Below are 15,379 nucleotides of genomic sequence, written 5' to 3' on the forward strand. Positions count from 1 at the left end.
CTCACGACTCCTTCACCGGACGCCACGCGTACAGCGTCCAGGGCTCGTTACCGGTCTCGTCATCCCCAGGGAAGTCCAGGAACTGGGCCTGCACCGGCATGCCGACCGCGACCTCGGACGGGTCGACATCGCGCAACTCGCCGAGCATGCGCACGCCCTCTTCGAGTTCGACGAGCGCCACCACGAACGGCAGCGAACGGCCCGGCACCTTGGGGGCGTGGTGGACGACGAAACTGAACACCGTGCCGCGGCCGGACGCCACGACGTAGTCGGTGGTCTCGGTCTTGTCCTTCCACAGCGCCGGCACCGGCGGGTGCTGCAGCGAGCCGTCCGGCCGCTGCTGGATCCGCAGCTCGTGCGCGGCCACACCGTCCCAGAAGAACTGGGTGTCGCGAGACGGCGTCGGCCGCATCATCCGTGTCGGATCGAGATCCTCCGGGACCGAGCCTGTTTCGGCGGCGGGCGCGACCTTCGCAGGCGGCATGAACTTGAGGATCCGGAACATCATCTCGGCGACGATCTCGTCGCCGACCTTCCAGAAGTTGCGGGTCGTGAAGAACCAGCCCTCACCGAGTCCGGTCTTCTTGGGGCCGACGACCTCCTCGAGCGTCGACTCGATCGTCACCTCCTCGCCGGGCCGCAGGTAGCGGTGGTAGATCTGGTCGCAGTTGGTGGCGACCACCGACGTGTAACCGGCGTCGTCGAGGATCTGGGTCATCCGGCCCAGCGGATCGTCCTCCTCGCGGACCGCACCGAGACCGCGCATGGTCCACACCTGCGCCATCGCGGGCGGCGCGACGATACCGCCGTGGCCCGCCGCGACAGCGGCATCGTCGTCAACGTAGATCGGGTTCTCGTCACCGATAGCCTCGAGCCAGTTGCGGATCATCGGCATGTTGATCGGGTCGCGGCCGGCGCGGGCCTTGCTCGCCCCACCAGCCTTGATCTGCTCCGCGCCCGCGAGAATCTGCGCGGTCGTATCTTTTTCGGTCATCGCGGCACCTTCGGCAGTCCCAGTCCGGCCACCGCGATCAGTTCGCGCATGACCTCGTTGACGCCACCACCGAAGGTGATGACGACGTTGCGCTTGACCTGGACGTCGAGCCAGCGCATGAGCGCTGCCGTCTCGGGATCGCCCGGGTCGCCGTGCGCGCCGACGATCTCGTCCGCGATCCGGCCCACCCGCTGAATGCGTTCGGTCGCAAAGACCTTGGTGGCCGACGCGTCCGCGATGTCGACGTCACCGGTGGCGGCCGCGACCTGCCAGTTGAGCAGTTCGTTGAGCCGGTAGGTGGCGTGGATCTCGCCGAGGCCGCGACGAACGTCGTCCAGCCCCAGCAGGTCCCGCTTCGCGGCCCAGTCGTACACCTTCTCGTACAGGCCGGCGACGCGGCCGGCCGGGCCGAGCATGACGCGCTCGTGGTTGAGCTGCGTGGTGATGAGCCGCCAGCCCTTGTTCTCCTCGCCGACGAGCATGCTCGCCGGCACCCGGACGTCGGTGTAGTACGTGGCGTTGACGTGGTGCGCGCCGTCGGCGGTGATGATCGGGGTCCACGAGAAGCCCGGATCCTTGGTGTCCACGATCAGGATCGAGATGCCGCGGTGCCGGGACTCGGCGTCGCCGGTGCGGACCGCGAGCCAGATGTAGTCGGCGTCGTGCCCGCCGGTGGTGAAGATCTTCTGTCCGTTGATCACATACTCGTCGCCGTCGCGAACGGCGGTGGTGCGAAGCGCCGCCAGATCGGTGCCGGCGTCGGGCTCGGAGTAGCCGATTGCGAAGTGCACCTCGCCGGCGAGGATCGCGGGCAGGAACTTGCGCTTCTGCTCCTCGGTTCCGTACGTCTGCAGCGTCGGGCCGACGGTCTGCAGCGTCACCGACGGCAGCGGAACATCCGCGCGCACAGCCTCGTTGACGAAGATCTGCTGCTCGATCTCGCCGAAGCCGCGGCCGCCGAACTCGACCGGCCAGCCGACGCCGAGCCAGCCGTCCTTACCCATCCGGCGGATGACCTCGCGGTAGGTGGGGCCGTGCCGCTCGGTGAGCATGATCTCGGCCTCGGCCGGCGAGATCAGCCCGGAGAAGTAGCGGCGCAGTTCCGCCTGCAGCTCACGCTGCTCGGGTGTCAGATCGATGAACACCGGGCCCCCACGAGGTCGAGTCGGTACGAGGCGCCGCCGACGAGGCGCGCCAGGTCTTTGGCAATGGAGAAGTAGCGGTGCATCGGGTACGTGACGTCCACGCCGATGCCACCGTGCAGGTGGTGCAGCGTGCGCATCGCCGCCGGGATCTCGGTCGCGATCCAGTACGCCAGCACGTCGAGATCGTCTGCGGCGTCGAGACCTTCGGTCACCCGCCACGCGGACGCGAGCGCCGAGACGTGCAGCGTCCGCGACGTGACGTAGACGTCGGCGATCTGCTGCGCAACGGCCTGGAACGCCGCGAGCGGCTTGCCGAACTGTTCACGCGTGGTGAGGTGGTCGGCGGCAAGGGCGGTGGCGCCCGCCAGCAGACCGTCGGCGTACGCACCGATGCTCGCGAGCGCGATCCGGTACAGCGTCGCGACGCCGTCGAGGCCGCCACCGAGGACGTCGCCGGCGGGGACGCGGACCGCGTCCAACTGGACCGAGAATTCCGGTGCCCCCGACGAAGTCGCGCTCTTGGTGAGCGTGACGCCCGGCGCGTCCGGCGCCACGAGCACCACGCCGGCGTCGGTCGGCACCAGGATGCGGTACGCGATGTCCGCGAACGGCACCGCGACCTTGCGGCCGGTCACGACGACGTCGGAGCCCTCCGCGACCGCGGTGGTCGACGGCAGCGCCGGGAACGCCGATCCCTGCTCCGCGAGGGCCGCGGTGAGCACCCGTCCGCCGGCGATGCCGTCGAGCAGCGCGTCCTGCTGCTCGACCGAGCCGAGCGCGAGCACCGGGAGCACGCCGAAGCCGAGCGTCGCGAGCGCCGGGACCGGCGCGGCACCGCGTCCGACCTCGGTGAGCATGGTCGCGACCTCGAGCACGCCGAGTCCGTCGCCGCCGAGCCGCTCGGGCACCGCGAGCGAGAGCAGGTCCGCCTTCGCGAGTGCCTGCCACAACTCGGGGCTGAAGCCGCCGGTGTCGGCGGGATCGGTGTGCTCGCGGGCCAGCAGGCCCACGACGATCTCCGCCACCGTTTCTTGAGTCTGATCCAGAGAGAAGTCCACGTTGCCGATCCCGCCTGTGTTTTAGAACGTGTTCCTGTTCTATCACCTGCAGGATAACGATGAAAGTCCCGCAAGATCGAGAACATGTTCACCTACCTAACCGTGCTGCGGTCAACTACCTTCGCGGCGCGCACCCGAGAAGTCCGCCGCGCCGGGCTGGAGCCGCCCCCGACAGCACTGGTTCGGAGCCGCTGCCGCATCGGGACGGGCCGATGTGACCGAGACGACAGGAACACGAACGCGCGCGTCCAGCCGATACGAGAACACCCGCCCGGAACGATCCGGGCGGGTGTTCGAAATCTCAGCCTTCCGTCAGCCGCGCGGCAACCCCAGGAGCTGCTCGGCGGCGACGGTGAGCAGGATCTGCGTCGTGCCGCCCGCGATGGACAGGCAACGGGTGTTGAGGAATTCGCGCGTGAGCGGACCCTCGACCCAGCCGGCCTCCCCCGCGAGTTCGACGGCGAACTCCGCGACGCCCTGACGGTTCCGGACGCCGACGAGCTTGCGCACGCTCGACGCCGGACCGGGGTCCTGGCCGTCGAGCTGACGCAGCGTCGTGCGGAGCTCGAGCAGCGATCCGCCGAGCGCCTCGGAGATCAATGCGCCCAGGTGGTCGGCGGTGACCGCGTCGGGCTCGCCCGCCAGCTCGAGCAGTTCCTCGACGGCCTTGCCGAGCGACGACCCGCCGCTCATCGCGACGCGCTCGTTCGCGAGCGTCGTACGGGCGAGCTTCCAGCCGCCGTCGACCTCTCCGACGACGCACTCGTCCGGGATGAACACGTCGTCGAGGAACACCTCGTTGAACAGCGCGTCGCCGGTGATCTCTCGCAGCGGCGAGATCCGGATGCCCGGGGTGCGCATGTCGAGCAGGAAGTACGTGATGCCCTTGTGCTTCGGCGCGTCCTTGTCGGTGCGGGCCAGGCAGATGCCCCAGTCCGCCTCGCGGGCGAGCGACGTCCAGACCTTCTGCCCGTTGAGCTTCCAGCCGCCGTCGACCTTCTCCGCGACGGTCCGCAGCGACGCCAGGTCCGAACCCGCACCGGGCTCGGAGAACAGCTGGCACCACGTGATCTCGCCGCGCAGCGTCGGCAGCGCGAACCGCTCGATCTGCTCGGGGCGGCCGTGCTCGAGGACGGTGGGGACGGCCCACCAGCCGATGACGAGATCCGGGCGCTCGACGCCGGCCGCCGCCATCTCCTCGGCGATGAGGATCTGTTCGGCGGCGCTCGCACCGCGGCCGTAGGGGCGCGGCCAGTGCGGCGCGGCGTACCCCGACTCGGCGACCGCGACGCGACGCTCGGCCTCCGGCACCGCGGCGAGCGCGGCGACCTCGTCGCGGATCGCGGTCCGCTCCGATTCGAGTTCGGACAGGTCGATCGTCAGGTGCCGGCGAGCACCCGCGCGGGTCAGCTCCGTCACCCGGGCGCGCCAGACGTTGCTGCCGCCCAGGAACTGCTTGTTCGAGACCGCGCGACGCAGGTAGAAGTGCGCGTCGTGCTCCCACGTGAAGCCGATGCCGCCGAGGACCTGGATGCAGTCCTTGGCGTTCTGGACGGCCGCGTCCAGCGCGACGGCCGCGGCGACGGCCGCGGCGATCGGCAGCTCGGAGGTGCCGGCATGACCGGTGTCGGGGTCAGGGAGCGCATCCTCGGCCGCGACGGCCGCGTCCCACGCGACGGCGCGCGTCTGTTCGACGCGGCACAGCATCTCGGCGCACAGGTGCTTGATCGCCTGGAACGAGCCGATCGGCTTGCCGAACTGCTCGCGGATCTTGGCGTACTCGACCGCGGTCCGCAGGCTCCAGCCCGCCACACCGGCCGCCTCCGCGGCGACGAGCGTGGCGGCCAGGTCGCGCACCAGCTCCGGCGCGACGCCGGTGACGATCCGATCCGACGCCACCGCGACGCCGTCGAAGCGGACTCGGGCGACGCCTCGGCTCTTGTCGAGGATGTCGAGCGATTCGACCGTCAGGCCCGCCGCCGCACCGTCCACGAGGCACCACACGACATCGGAACCGGAGCGGGCGGGCACCAGCACCGCGACGCCGGGCTCACCGCCGAGCGCGTTGCCCGCGTCGCCGGAGAGGACAAGCCCCCCGTCCGCGTCGCTGGTCACGTCCAGCGCCGGGACGTCGAGCACCACCGACACCGGCAGTTCGCCCTCCGCGATCTGCCCGGCCCACGCCTTCGCGGCGGCACCGTCGCAGCGCCCGAGCACGAGGCCCGCGAGCGCCGTCGGTAGAACAGGACCGCCGACGAGTTCGACGGCCGACTGTTCCAACATCGCGGCCAGGTCCACGACCTGTCCGCCGACCCCGCCGACCGACTCCGGAACACCCACCGCGAACAGCCCCAGCTGCGCCACCGACGGCCATGTCTGGCGCCAGAAGTCCGCAGGTCCCTCGCGTAAAATGGCAATAGGGGCCGCGGAGCGCGCCCACGCCTGAATCGACTCCTGGACGGCCTTCTGCTCGTCACTCGTGGCGATTGTCACAACGGCTACCCACCTTTCGTGGATGACATATTCATTTAGAACGTGTTCTAATATGCTCGGCCGTCAAGAGTCAAGGCGTGAAGGAAACAGTCGATGACCACCTCATCTCGATCCCGCTCCACCGGGGGTACGGTCTCGACCCTCAGCGAGGACGATCTCAGCTCGAACGCTCAGCGCGAGCGCCGCAAGAGGATCCTCGACGCGACCCTGACGCTCGCATCCAAGGGCGGCTACGAGGCCGTGCAGATGCGTGCGGTCGCCGAGCGCGCCGACGTCGCCGTCGGCACCCTCTACCGCTACTTTCCGTCGAAGGTGCACCTGCTGGTGTCGGCCCTCGCCCGCGAGTTCGAGCGCATCGAGTCCAAGGGCAAGATCCCTCCGGGCCACAGCCCGCTCGAGCGGATGCAGCTCATCCTGGGCCAGATCACCAAGGCCATGCAGCGGGACCCCCTCCTCACCGAGGCCATGACCCGCGCCTTCATGTTCGCGGACGCGTCCGCGGCGGCCGAGGTGGACCAGGTCGGCAAGCTCATGGACACCCTGTTCGCGCGGGCCATCACCGACGGTGAGCCCACCGAGGACCAGCTCGCGGTCGCCCGCGTCATCAGCGACGTGTGGCTCTCGAACCTGGTGGCGTGGCTCACCCGTCGCTCCTCGGCCACCGACGTCGCCAAGCGTCTCGAACTGACCGTCGAATTGCTCCTCGGAGACGGGTCGAAGACTCCCTTCTGACCGGATCCGGTGCCCCGTACCCGGAACGCGACGCGCCAGCCCGTCCGCAATCGCTTAGGTTTGAACCTGTGAGCGCTCTGGATCTGCCGATCGAACTCCGCCGGGCCCTGTCCACCGTGGCCCGGACTCCTCGTCTGCTCGTCGCGTCCGACTACGACGGCACCATGGCGCCGATCGTCAACGACCCCGAGAAGGCCTATCCGCACGCGGAGTCGGTGCGCGCGCTGCGCGCACTGGCCGGCCTGGCGGCCACCACCGCCGCCGTCATCTCGGGTCGTGCGCTCAAGGACCTGGCCACGCTGTCCCGGCTGCCCGCCGAGGTGCAGCTGGTGGGCAGCCACGGGTCCGAGTTCGACGTCGGATTCGTGCACGCGATCGACGCCAACGCCCGCAAGCTGCTGAACGAGGTCACGTCGGAGCTGTCCCGGATCGCCGACCTGCACCCCGGCGTCACCGTGGAGACCAAGCCGGCCAGTGCCGCCCTGCACGTGCGCAACGCGAGCCCCGAGGCGGGCGCCAAGGCACTCGCCGCCGTCCACGCGGAGGCCGCGCTGTGGACCGGCGTGCAGGTCACCGAGGGCAAGGCCGTCGTCGAACTCGCGGTCATCGCGACCGACAAGGGCAACGCCCTCGACATCCTGCGCCACCAGGAGGGCTCCACCGCCGCCGTCTTCTTCGGCGACGACGTCACCGACGAGAAGGCGTTCGGACGCCTGCAGGGCCCCGATCTCGGCATCAAGGTCGGTGAGGGCGACACCCTCGCCGAGTACCGGGTCGACTCCACCGAGGACGTCGCGGCCGCGCTGGCATTCCTGCTCGAGGAGCGGCGCACCTGGCTCTCCGGCGCCGACGCGCCGCCCATCGAGCGGCTGACGATGCTCGCGAGCCCGCGCTCGGTCGCCCTGATCACCCCCGACGCGAACATGACGTGGCTGTGCCATCCCGAACCGGACTCGGCCGCGGTGTTCGCGCACCTGCTCGGCGGCACCGAGGCCGGCCACTTCAGCGTGGGCCCGCAGCGCGAGGCGCTGCCGCTGAGTCAGCAGTACCTCGACGGCACCATGACGGTGCAGACCCGGTGGGCCAGCCTCACGGTCACCGACTACCTGCCGCACGACGTCCAGCCGAGCCGCACCGACCTCACCCGCGTCATCACGGGCCGCGCGAAGGCGGTCGTCAGCTTCGCGCCGCGACCTGAGTTCGGTCAGGTCACGGTGCAGCTGGAGCCGGACACCGACGGTCTCCGGGTCTCCGGTACGAGCGAGCCGATGGTGCTGCGCTCCCCCGGTGTGCGCTGGGACATCACCACCGACGGCACCCAGCAGACCGCGCACGCGGTCGTCGACCCCTCTCAGGGTCCGATCGTTCTCGAACTTCGTTGCGGCACCGAGGATCTGGGCCCCTCATTGCTGTCGGAGCCGGAGCGCCGGGAGATCGCCGAATCGTACTGGCGGGACTGGGCGAACACGCTCGACCTGCCGCCGCTCAAGCCGGACCTGATGAAGCGGTCGGCCCTCACGCTGCGCGGCCTGGTGCACGCCCCGAGCGGATCGATCCTCGCGGCGGCCACGACGTCGCTGCCCGAAGAGATCGGCGGCGTCCGCAACTGGGACTACCGCTACTGCTGGCTGCGCGACGCGGCACTGACCGCGTCCGCGCTGGTGAGCCTCGGCTCCCTCGGGGAGGCCGAGAACTACCTCGAGTGGGTACACCGCGTGCTCGAGACGTTGCACGGCCCGGAGCGGTTGCATCCGCTGTACACGCTGTACGGCACCGGCCTGCCGCCCGAGGCGGTGATCGACTCGCTGCCCGGGTACGCGGGATCGCGTCCCGTGCGCGTCGGCAACGCCGCGAACCAGCAGGTCCAACTGGACGTGTTCGGTCCCATCGTCGACCTGATCTCGAATCTGGCCCTGGCCCGCCAGAAGAAGGGCATCACCGGCTCGGACGCACTCACCGACCGCGACTGGGAACTCGTGTCCGCGATGGTCGAGGCGGTCGAGCGGCGTTGGAGCGAACCGGATCACGGCATCTGGGAGATCCGTGACAACCCGCGGCACCACGTGTACTCGAAGGTGATGGGCTGGCTCACCGTCGACCGCGCCCTCACGCTGGCCGAGAGCTTCGGCCGCCAGGCGGGCGATACGTGGACGGCGCTGCGCGACGAGATCTCCGAGGAGGTGACCGAGAAGGGGTGGAACGCGGACGTCGAGTCGTACACCGCCGCCTACGACGGCACCGACCTCGATGCCGCGACGCTGCACATCGGGCTGTCCGGGCTGATCGATCCGAAGGACGAGCGGTTCGCCGCCACGGTGGTCGCGACGGAGGCCGAACTGCGCAGCGGTTCCACCGTGTACCGGTACCACCACGACGACGGCCTGCCGGGCACCGAGGGTGGTTTCCACCTGTGTGCGGCGTGGCTGGTGGAGGCGTACCTGCTGATCGGCCAGCGGTCCGACGCCGAAGCGTTGTTCAAGCAGCTCGTGAACGCGGCGGGCCCGACCGGCCTACTGGCCGAGGAGTACGACCCGGTCGCGGAGCGTTCGTTGGGCAATCACCCCCAGGCGTACAGCCACCTCGGTCTGCTGCGCTGCGCGCAGCTGCTGAGCGGGGACGCGCCGATCCGCTAGGGCTCGGGCGGGGAGGCCGCCGTGTGTCCGCGCACCAGTTCGGTCTCGAGCATCTCGACCGTCGTGACACCGGAGTCCGACCGCGACATCAGCAGCGCACCGGCCCGCCGGCCCTTGTCCTCCTGCGGCTGACGGACCGTGGTCAAGCCCTCGCGCAGGGCATCCTCGATCCCGTCGAAGCCGGTGATCGACACCCGACCCGGGACGTCGAGGCCCTCGCAGCGCGCCCAGTCGAGCGCGCCGAGCGCGAGCACGTCGGTGGTGCACACGAGCGCCGTGATGCCCGGGTTCACCGCGAACGCCTGTGCGGCCGCGGAGTGCCCGGCCTGCGCGTTGTGCTCGTAGCGTTCGACGACCGTGAGCGACGACGGGTCCAGGCCGGCGTCGGACATCGCGTCCCGGACACCGGCGATCCGCTCGCGCTGGACGTGAAAGTTGGGAGCGTGCAAGCGCTCGCCCTGGACGACACCGTCCACGCGATCCCGGCCGAGACGCATGCAGAGGACACCGATCTCCCTGTGCCCCAGCGAGATCAGGTAGTCGGCCACCTTCCGCATCGCGCTGCGGTCGTCGATGCCGACGAGCGAGGCGCCCGGCAGTTCGCGGGGCTGGTCGCAGATCACGGTCGGCAGGTGCCGCTCCCTCACCGCGGCGAGGTAGGGGTCGTCGTCGGCGACGGAGTACACGACGAAGCCGTCGACGCCGGCCTGCTGCACGACAGCGGCGGCCTCGACGTCGTCACGTCCCGGTCCGGCCGGAATGAGGAGCAGGCCCTGCCCCGCCGCCTCGCACGATTCGGTGAGGCCCGCGAGGAAACTCATCGCGGCGGGATCGCGGAACGAGTAACTGAGAGCCTCGGTCAGTAGCAGCCCCACCGCACCCGCGCGCCGAGTGCGCAGCGACCGGGCGACCGGATCGGGTCCCGGGTAGCCGCGCCGCTTCGCGGCCTGGAGCACACGCTCGCGCAGTTCCGCCGAAAGCTGATCGGGGCGGTTGTACGCATTGGAGACGGTCGTCCGCGAGACCTTCAACTCGGCGGCGAGCGACGCCAGAGTGGCTTGGCGACGTGGCTGTCGAGACCTTGGCATAACGGGACGGTAGCGGTTCGGAGGCCCCAGGGCGAACTGGAACCCGCCCCGGACCGACACGACCTGCACGGTTTCCGCTAAAGTGAAACGGAAACGATTACCAATAACGTTTGGACCCGGCACCGGGTCGACGCTCATCCGAGTCGTGATCAGGAGAGACGAAGTGCGCATGCCCCGAAGGTTCCGTGCCTCACGAACCGCAGCGGCGGCCCTGGGTGCTGCCCTGGCAGCCCTGGCCCTCACGGCGTGCGGCACCTCCCCCGGGTCCGACGGCGAGATCCGCGTCGTCGCGTCCACCAACGTGTGGGGCAGCGTCGCGCAGGCCGTCGCCGGTGACCGCCTCGAGGTCACCTCGATCGTCAGCGAACCGTCGGCCGACCCACACTCCTACGAGGCCAGCCCCGCGGACGCCGCGAAGATCACCGACGCCTCCCTCGTGGTCCTCAACGGCGGCGGCTACGACCAGTTCGTCGAGGACGTCCTGAATTCCACCGGCGACAAGCCGACCGTCGACGCGTTCGATCTGTACGAGGAGCGCACCGGCACGCACGCCACCGAGTCCACCGAGGAGCACGCCGGCCACTCGCACGGGTCGGTCAACGAACACGTCTGGTACGACATCCCGACCGTCGACGCCACCGCCACCGCTATCGCCGTCGAACTCGGCAAGCTCGACCCCGAAGGCGCCGACGTCTACACCCGCAACGCCGAGGCGTTCCGCAGCGAGCTGCGTCAGGTGTCCGAGACGACGGCCGGCATCGCGGCTGCCCATCGCGACGCGCCCATCGCGCAGACCGAACCCATCGCGCACTACCTGCTGCAGGCCGCGTCACTGAAGGACGTCACCCCCGAGGCGTTCACGAGCGCGATCGAGAACGGCACCGACCCGTCGCCCGCGTCGATCGCCGCGACGCGGGAGCTGCTGGCCGACAAGAAGGTCCGCGTCCTCGTCTACAACTCGCAGACCGTGGACAAGGTCACCGAGAACGTCCGCGAGAACGCCGAGAAGACCGGTATCCCGGTCGTCGAGGTCACCGAGACCCTGCCCGAGGGCATGGACTTCGTGCAGTGGCAGACCGCCACGGCGCAGTCGCTCGCCGACGCCCTGAACGGTGCATCGTGAGCGCCGCCCCCGCCGTCGAACTGCGCGACGCCTGCCTGTCGTTCGGTGAGCGCACGCTCTGGTCCGAACTGAACCTGGCCGTCGAGCAGGGCGAGTTCATCGCCGTCCTGGGTCCCAACGGCTCCGGCAAGACGTCGCTGCTCAAGGTCCTGCTCGGTCAGCTCGCACCGACGTCCGGCACCGTCCGGATCGCCGGCACCCCGGCCAAGGCCGGCAACGCCCACGTCGGGTACGTACCGCAGCAGAAGTCCCTCGACGAGGGGCTGCCGCTGCGCGGACGCGACCTCGTCGGGCTCGGCGTCGACGGGCACCGCTGGGGCACCGGGCTGTTCGGACGGGCCAAGCGGCGCGAGATCGTCGACTCCGCCATCGCGCAGGTGGGCGCCCAGGCGTACGCCGACGCGCCGATCGGGTCGATGTCGGGCGGCGAGCAGCAGCGACTGCGGATCGCGCAGGCGCTCGTCGGCGACCCCAAGGTGCTGCTGTGCGACGAGCCGCTGCTCAGCCTCGACATCGCCAACCAGCACCGCGTGTCCGAGCTGATCGACCGCCGGCGCCGCGACCACGACACCGCGGTCCTGTTCGTCACCCACGAGATCAACCCGATCCTGCCGCTCGTCGACCGCGTCCTCTACCTGGTCGACGGCAAGTTCCAGATCGGGACGCCCGAGGAGGTCATGACCTCCGAGGTGCTGTCCGACCTGTACCGCACCGACGTCGAGGTGCTGCACGTGCGCGGCCGCCTCGTGGTCGTCGGCACCGGCGACGCCATCGACGCGCTCGGCAGCGGCGGCGGCCCCCGCCCCGGCGAGGGCGTCCACCACACCGAGGACCACGCATGAGCAACAAGTTCACCGACGCGATGTCGCACCTGTTCGACTTCTCCGCGACCGCCGACCTGCTGCGCTACGACTTCGTCCAGCAGGCGCTGATCGCGGGCGCGATCCTCGGCCTGCTCGCCGGCGTCATCGGTCCGCTCATCGTGAGCCGGCAGATGTCGTTCGCGGTGCACGGGACGTCGGAGTTGTCGCTGACCGGCGCCTCGGCCGCACTGCTCATCGGCGTCGGGGTCGGCATCGGCGCCGTCGTCGGATCCGTCGTCGCCGCCGTCCTGTTCGGGCTGCTGGGAACCAAGGCGCGCGAACGCGATTCGGTGATCGGCGTGATCATGGCGTTCGGCCTGGGCCTGTCGGTGCTGTTCCTGTGGGCGTACGACGGCCGCACCGGCACCAGTTTCTCGCTGCTGGTGGGCCAGATCGTCGCGCCCGGCAATTCGGGCCTGGCGCTGCTGCTGGGCTGCGCGGTCGTCGTCCTCGGCACGCTGTCGGTGATCTACCGGCCGCTGCTGTTCGCGAGCACCGACCCCGACGTCGCCGCCGCCCGTGGCGTGCCGGTGCGCGGCCTGTCCATCGTGTTCGCGGTCCTCGTCGGCATCACCGCCGCACTGGGCGTGCAGATCGTCGGCGCCCTGCTCGTCATGGCGCTGCTGATCACCCCGGCCGCCGCGGCCGGGCACGTCACCGCGAACCCACTCAAGGCGACCGTGCTCGCGGTGCTGTTCGCGGAACTGGCCGCCGTCGGCGGCATCCTGCTCTCGCTCGCCCCGGGCGTTCCGGTGTCGACGTTCGTCACCACGATCTCGTTCGTGATCTACCTGGTGTGCCGCGCGATCGGCGCGTCCCGACGACGGTCCGAGGGACGCGCGGTCATCCCGGCCGGGGAGCACGTCCACGCCTGACCGTTTCCACACGCCGTAGACGCGCAGTCCACCCCCGATCGGGGGTGACCGAACCGTAGGTCGTCGCCCTAGATTCGGTGTCGAATCATTTGCAGGCACCGAGTTCGCAGGGAGAGAAAGATCCACTACTTCGAACGAGTTTCCGAGACAGCGTTCCTCGCGAGCAGCCATACCGGCGGCGCCTGGAACACCGAGGAACAGCACATCGCACCCGCGCTCGGCCTGCTCGCGCACGTCATCGAAACCGACCGTGATCGGCGCCGCGACGACCGTCCGGCCATCGGCCGACTGTCCTACGACATCCTCGGCACGCTCCCGATCGGTGTCGTGGACGCCTCGGTCCGGACGCTGCGCGCCGGGCGCACGATCGAACTGGTCGAGGCCACGCTCAGCCACGACGGCCGCCCCGCGGTGGTGGCGCGGGCCTGGCTGATGCGGTCCTTCGAGACCCAACCGTTCGGCGGCACCCCGTTCCCCACCATCGCGGCGCCCGACGACATGCCGGCGTGGGACGCGACGACGGTCTGGCCGGGCGGGTTCATCGAGTCCGTCGACGTGCGCCGTGACCACGTCGAGCCCGGCCGCGCCTCGTTCTGGGTCCGCACCCCGATCCCGCTCGTCGCGGACGAACAGGTCAGCGCCGTCGCCCGAACCGCCGGGCTGCTCGACATCGCCAACGGCATGGCCACCCGGGTCAGCCCGGCCGAGGTGGCGTTCCCCAACCTCGACCTCACCCTGCACCTGTTCGCCGAACCGGACGGCGAGTGGGTCGGATTCGACACGTCCGTCAGCTTCGGTTCCTCCGGGATCGGGCTGACCCACAGCACCATCAGTGGCGTGCGCGGCCCGGTCGGAACGTCGTCGCAGATCCTCACGGTGCGGCCCACCGCGCGATAGCGGGCGTACGAGCGTGCACGGCCGGGGCGGCGCCGCACGGAACTAGGATCGAAGCGTGGTGATGATCGATCTCAACAGCGACCTCGGCGAGAGCTTCGGGACGTGGACCCTCGGCGACGACGCGGCGATGCTCGATCTCGTCACGAGTGCGAACGTCGCGGCCGGCTTCCACGCCGGTGACCCGTCAACGCTGCTGCGCACGTGCCGGGACGCCGCGGCGCGGGACGTGAGGATCGGCGCCCAGGTCGGCTACCACGATCTGGCCGGGTTCGGACGCCGGTTCATCGACGTGTCCGCCGACGACCTGACCGCCGACGTGATCTACCAGATCGGCGCACTCGACGCCCTCGCCCGCACCGCGGGATCCGGCGTCACCTACGTGAAACCGCACGGCGCGCTGTACAACGCGATCGTCCACCACCGCGACCAGGCGCGGGCGGTCGTCGACGCGGTGCGTGCGGTGAACCCGTCGCTGCCGGTACTCGGGCTGCCCGGGTCGGTGTTCCTCGCGGAGGCGGAGAAGGCCGGACTGCGCGTCGTCACCGAGGCGTTCGCCGACCGCGCCTACACCCCCGAGGGCACGCTCGTCCCGCGCACCGAACCGGGCGCCGTCGTACACGACCCGGACGTCGTCGCGCAGCGGGTGCTGCAGCTGGTCACCACCGGCACGATCGAGGCGATCGACGGCACCCCGATCGTCGTGTCCGCGGAGACGATCTGCGTCCACGGCGACACCCCCGCCGCGGTCGCGATGGCCGCGGCGATCCGAAAGCTGCTCGACACCGAGAAGATTCACGTGAAACCGTTCGTGTGATGCACATTCTCCCCATGGGCGATCGGGCGCTGCTGGTCGAGTTCGACGGACTCGACGCGACGCTCGCGCACTACCGCGGAATGGCCGCGGACCGGCATCCGGCCGTCACCGATCTGGTGCCCGCGGCGCGCACCGTCCTCGTCCGGTTCCACGGCGCCCGCCCCGATCGCGTTGCGGCGTGGGCGCGTTCGACCGCCCCGATCACCGCCGACGCGCTGCCGCCCACCGCGCCCATCGAGATCCCCGTCCGCTACGACGGCCCGGACCTGGCGGAGGTCGGCGAGATCACGGGCCTCGGGGCAGACGGCGTGATCGCCGCCCACACCGGGCAGACCTGGACGGTGGCGTTCGTCGGCTTCAGCCCCGGCTTCGGCTACCTCGTCGGCGAGGACGCCCGCCTGCACGTCCCCCGCCGGTCGTCGCCCCGCACCACCGTCCCGGCCGGCGCCGTCGGACTGGCAGGGGAATTCTCGGGCATCTACCCGCGTAGTTCACCCGGCGGCTGGCAGTTGATCGGCAGCACCACCGAACGCATGTGGGACGTCGACCGCGACCCGCCGGCGCTGCTCCAACCGGGCACCGTCGTCACCTTCGTCGCCGTCTGAGCCCCACCCGCGCCCCCGCGTTTTGCGCACTTATCGCGCCTCACGCACCCGGAATCTCG

Annotated in this window: 13 protein-coding genes; 8 read left to right on the top strand and 5 right to left on the bottom strand. The window is 70.3% G+C overall.

Translation table 11 applies throughout. The annotated features are described in order from the left end of the window. Position 1: 1 nt before the first annotated feature. The 4 genes from LCL87_RS22555 to LCL87_RS22570 form a co-directional block, all read right to left on the bottom strand. A complete protein-coding gene (locus LCL87_RS22555; protein WP_225023681.1) occupies positions 2-994 on the bottom strand; it encodes a bifunctional MaoC family dehydratase N-terminal/OB-fold nucleic acid binding domain-containing protein in 993 nt (330 codons plus the stop codon). Further along, positions 991-2,139 carry an acyl-CoA dehydrogenase family protein gene (locus LCL87_RS22560; protein WP_225023682.1) on the bottom strand — a complete coding sequence of 383 codons (1,149 nt, stop codon included), beginning with the start codon at positions 2,137-2,139 and terminating at the stop codon, positions 991-993. Before LCL87_RS22560 ends, LCL87_RS22555 begins: the two co-directional genes overlap by 4 nt. Then, entirely contained in the window at positions 2,124-3,197 is a 1,074-nt protein-coding gene (locus tag LCL87_RS22565; RefSeq protein WP_225023683.1) for an acyl-CoA dehydrogenase family protein, read from the bottom strand. Before LCL87_RS22565 ends, LCL87_RS22560 begins: the two co-directional genes overlap by 16 nt. 312 nt (positions 3,198-3,509) lie before the next feature. Continuing rightward, positions 3,510-5,690 (bottom strand): acyl-CoA dehydrogenase family protein, encoded by a 2,181-nt coding sequence (locus tag LCL87_RS22570; protein WP_225023684.1) that lies wholly within the window; start codon positions 5,688-5,690, stop codon positions 3,510-3,512. A gap of 93 nt (positions 5,691-5,783) precedes the next feature. On the opposite strand from LCL87_RS22570, the gene kstR reads away from it, so the two are divergent. Both kstR and otsB read left to right on the top strand, forming a co-directional pair. Further along, on the top strand, positions 5,784-6,422 hold the full coding sequence (gene kstR / locus LCL87_RS22575) for a cholesterol catabolism transcriptional regulator KstR (protein WP_225023685.1): 639 nt from the start codon (positions 5,784-5,786) through the stop codon (positions 6,420-6,422). A 68-nt stretch (positions 6,423-6,490) separates the two neighbouring features. Next, positions 6,491-9,055, top strand: coding sequence for a trehalose-phosphatase (gene otsB, locus LCL87_RS22580; RefSeq protein ID WP_225023686.1), 2,565 nt, complete (start codon positions 6,491-6,493; stop codon positions 9,053-9,055). On the opposite strand, the gene LCL87_RS22585 is transcribed toward otsB, so the two are convergent. Beyond that, positions 9,052-10,143: a LacI family DNA-binding transcriptional regulator gene (locus tag LCL87_RS22585; protein ID WP_225023687.1), complete on the bottom strand. Its 1,092-nt coding sequence runs from the start codon at positions 10,141-10,143 to the stop codon at positions 9,052-9,054. The genes otsB and LCL87_RS22585 overlap by 4 nt on opposite strands. Positions 10,144-10,312: 169 nt before the next feature. Between LCL87_RS22585 and LCL87_RS22590 the strand changes: the two genes are divergently transcribed. From LCL87_RS22590 to LCL87_RS22615, 6 genes are all read left to right on the top strand, one after another. Beyond that, positions 10,313-11,266: a metal ABC transporter solute-binding protein, Zn/Mn family gene (locus tag LCL87_RS22590; protein ID WP_225023688.1), complete on the top strand. Its 954-nt coding sequence runs from the start codon at positions 10,313-10,315 to the stop codon at positions 11,264-11,266. Further along, positions 11,263-12,108, top strand: a complete 846-nt coding sequence (locus tag LCL87_RS22595; RefSeq protein WP_225023689.1) for a metal ABC transporter ATP-binding protein — start codon at positions 11,263-11,265, stop codon at positions 12,106-12,108. Before LCL87_RS22590 ends, LCL87_RS22595 begins: the two co-directional genes overlap by 4 nt. Next, complete coding sequence (locus LCL87_RS22600) at positions 12,105-13,004, top strand: metal ABC transporter permease (protein ID WP_225023690.1); 900 nt, start codon at positions 12,105-12,107, stop codon at positions 13,002-13,004. Before LCL87_RS22595 ends, LCL87_RS22600 begins: the two co-directional genes overlap by 4 nt. Before the next feature lie 120 nt (positions 13,005-13,124). After that, positions 13,125-13,901, top strand: coding sequence for a thioesterase family protein (locus LCL87_RS22605; protein ID WP_225023776.1), 777 nt, complete (start codon positions 13,125-13,127; stop codon positions 13,899-13,901). Between the two features lie 55 nt (positions 13,902-13,956). Further along, positions 13,957-14,715 carry a 5-oxoprolinase subunit PxpA gene (locus LCL87_RS22610; RefSeq protein WP_225023691.1) on the top strand — a complete coding sequence of 253 codons (759 nt, stop codon included), beginning with the start codon at positions 13,957-13,959 and terminating at the stop codon, positions 14,713-14,715. Then, positions 14,715-15,320, top strand: a complete 606-nt coding sequence (locus LCL87_RS22615) for a 5-oxoprolinase subunit B family protein (protein ID WP_225023692.1) — start codon at positions 14,715-14,717, stop codon at positions 15,318-15,320. The genes LCL87_RS22610 and LCL87_RS22615 overlap by 1 nt, the downstream gene beginning before the upstream one ends. The last annotated feature ends 59 nt before the right edge of the window (positions 15,321-15,379 follow it).

Source organism: Prescottella equi (genome assembly GCF_020171745.1).
GTDB lineage: Bacteria > Actinomycetota > Actinomycetes > Mycobacteriales > Mycobacteriaceae > Prescottella > Prescottella equi_A.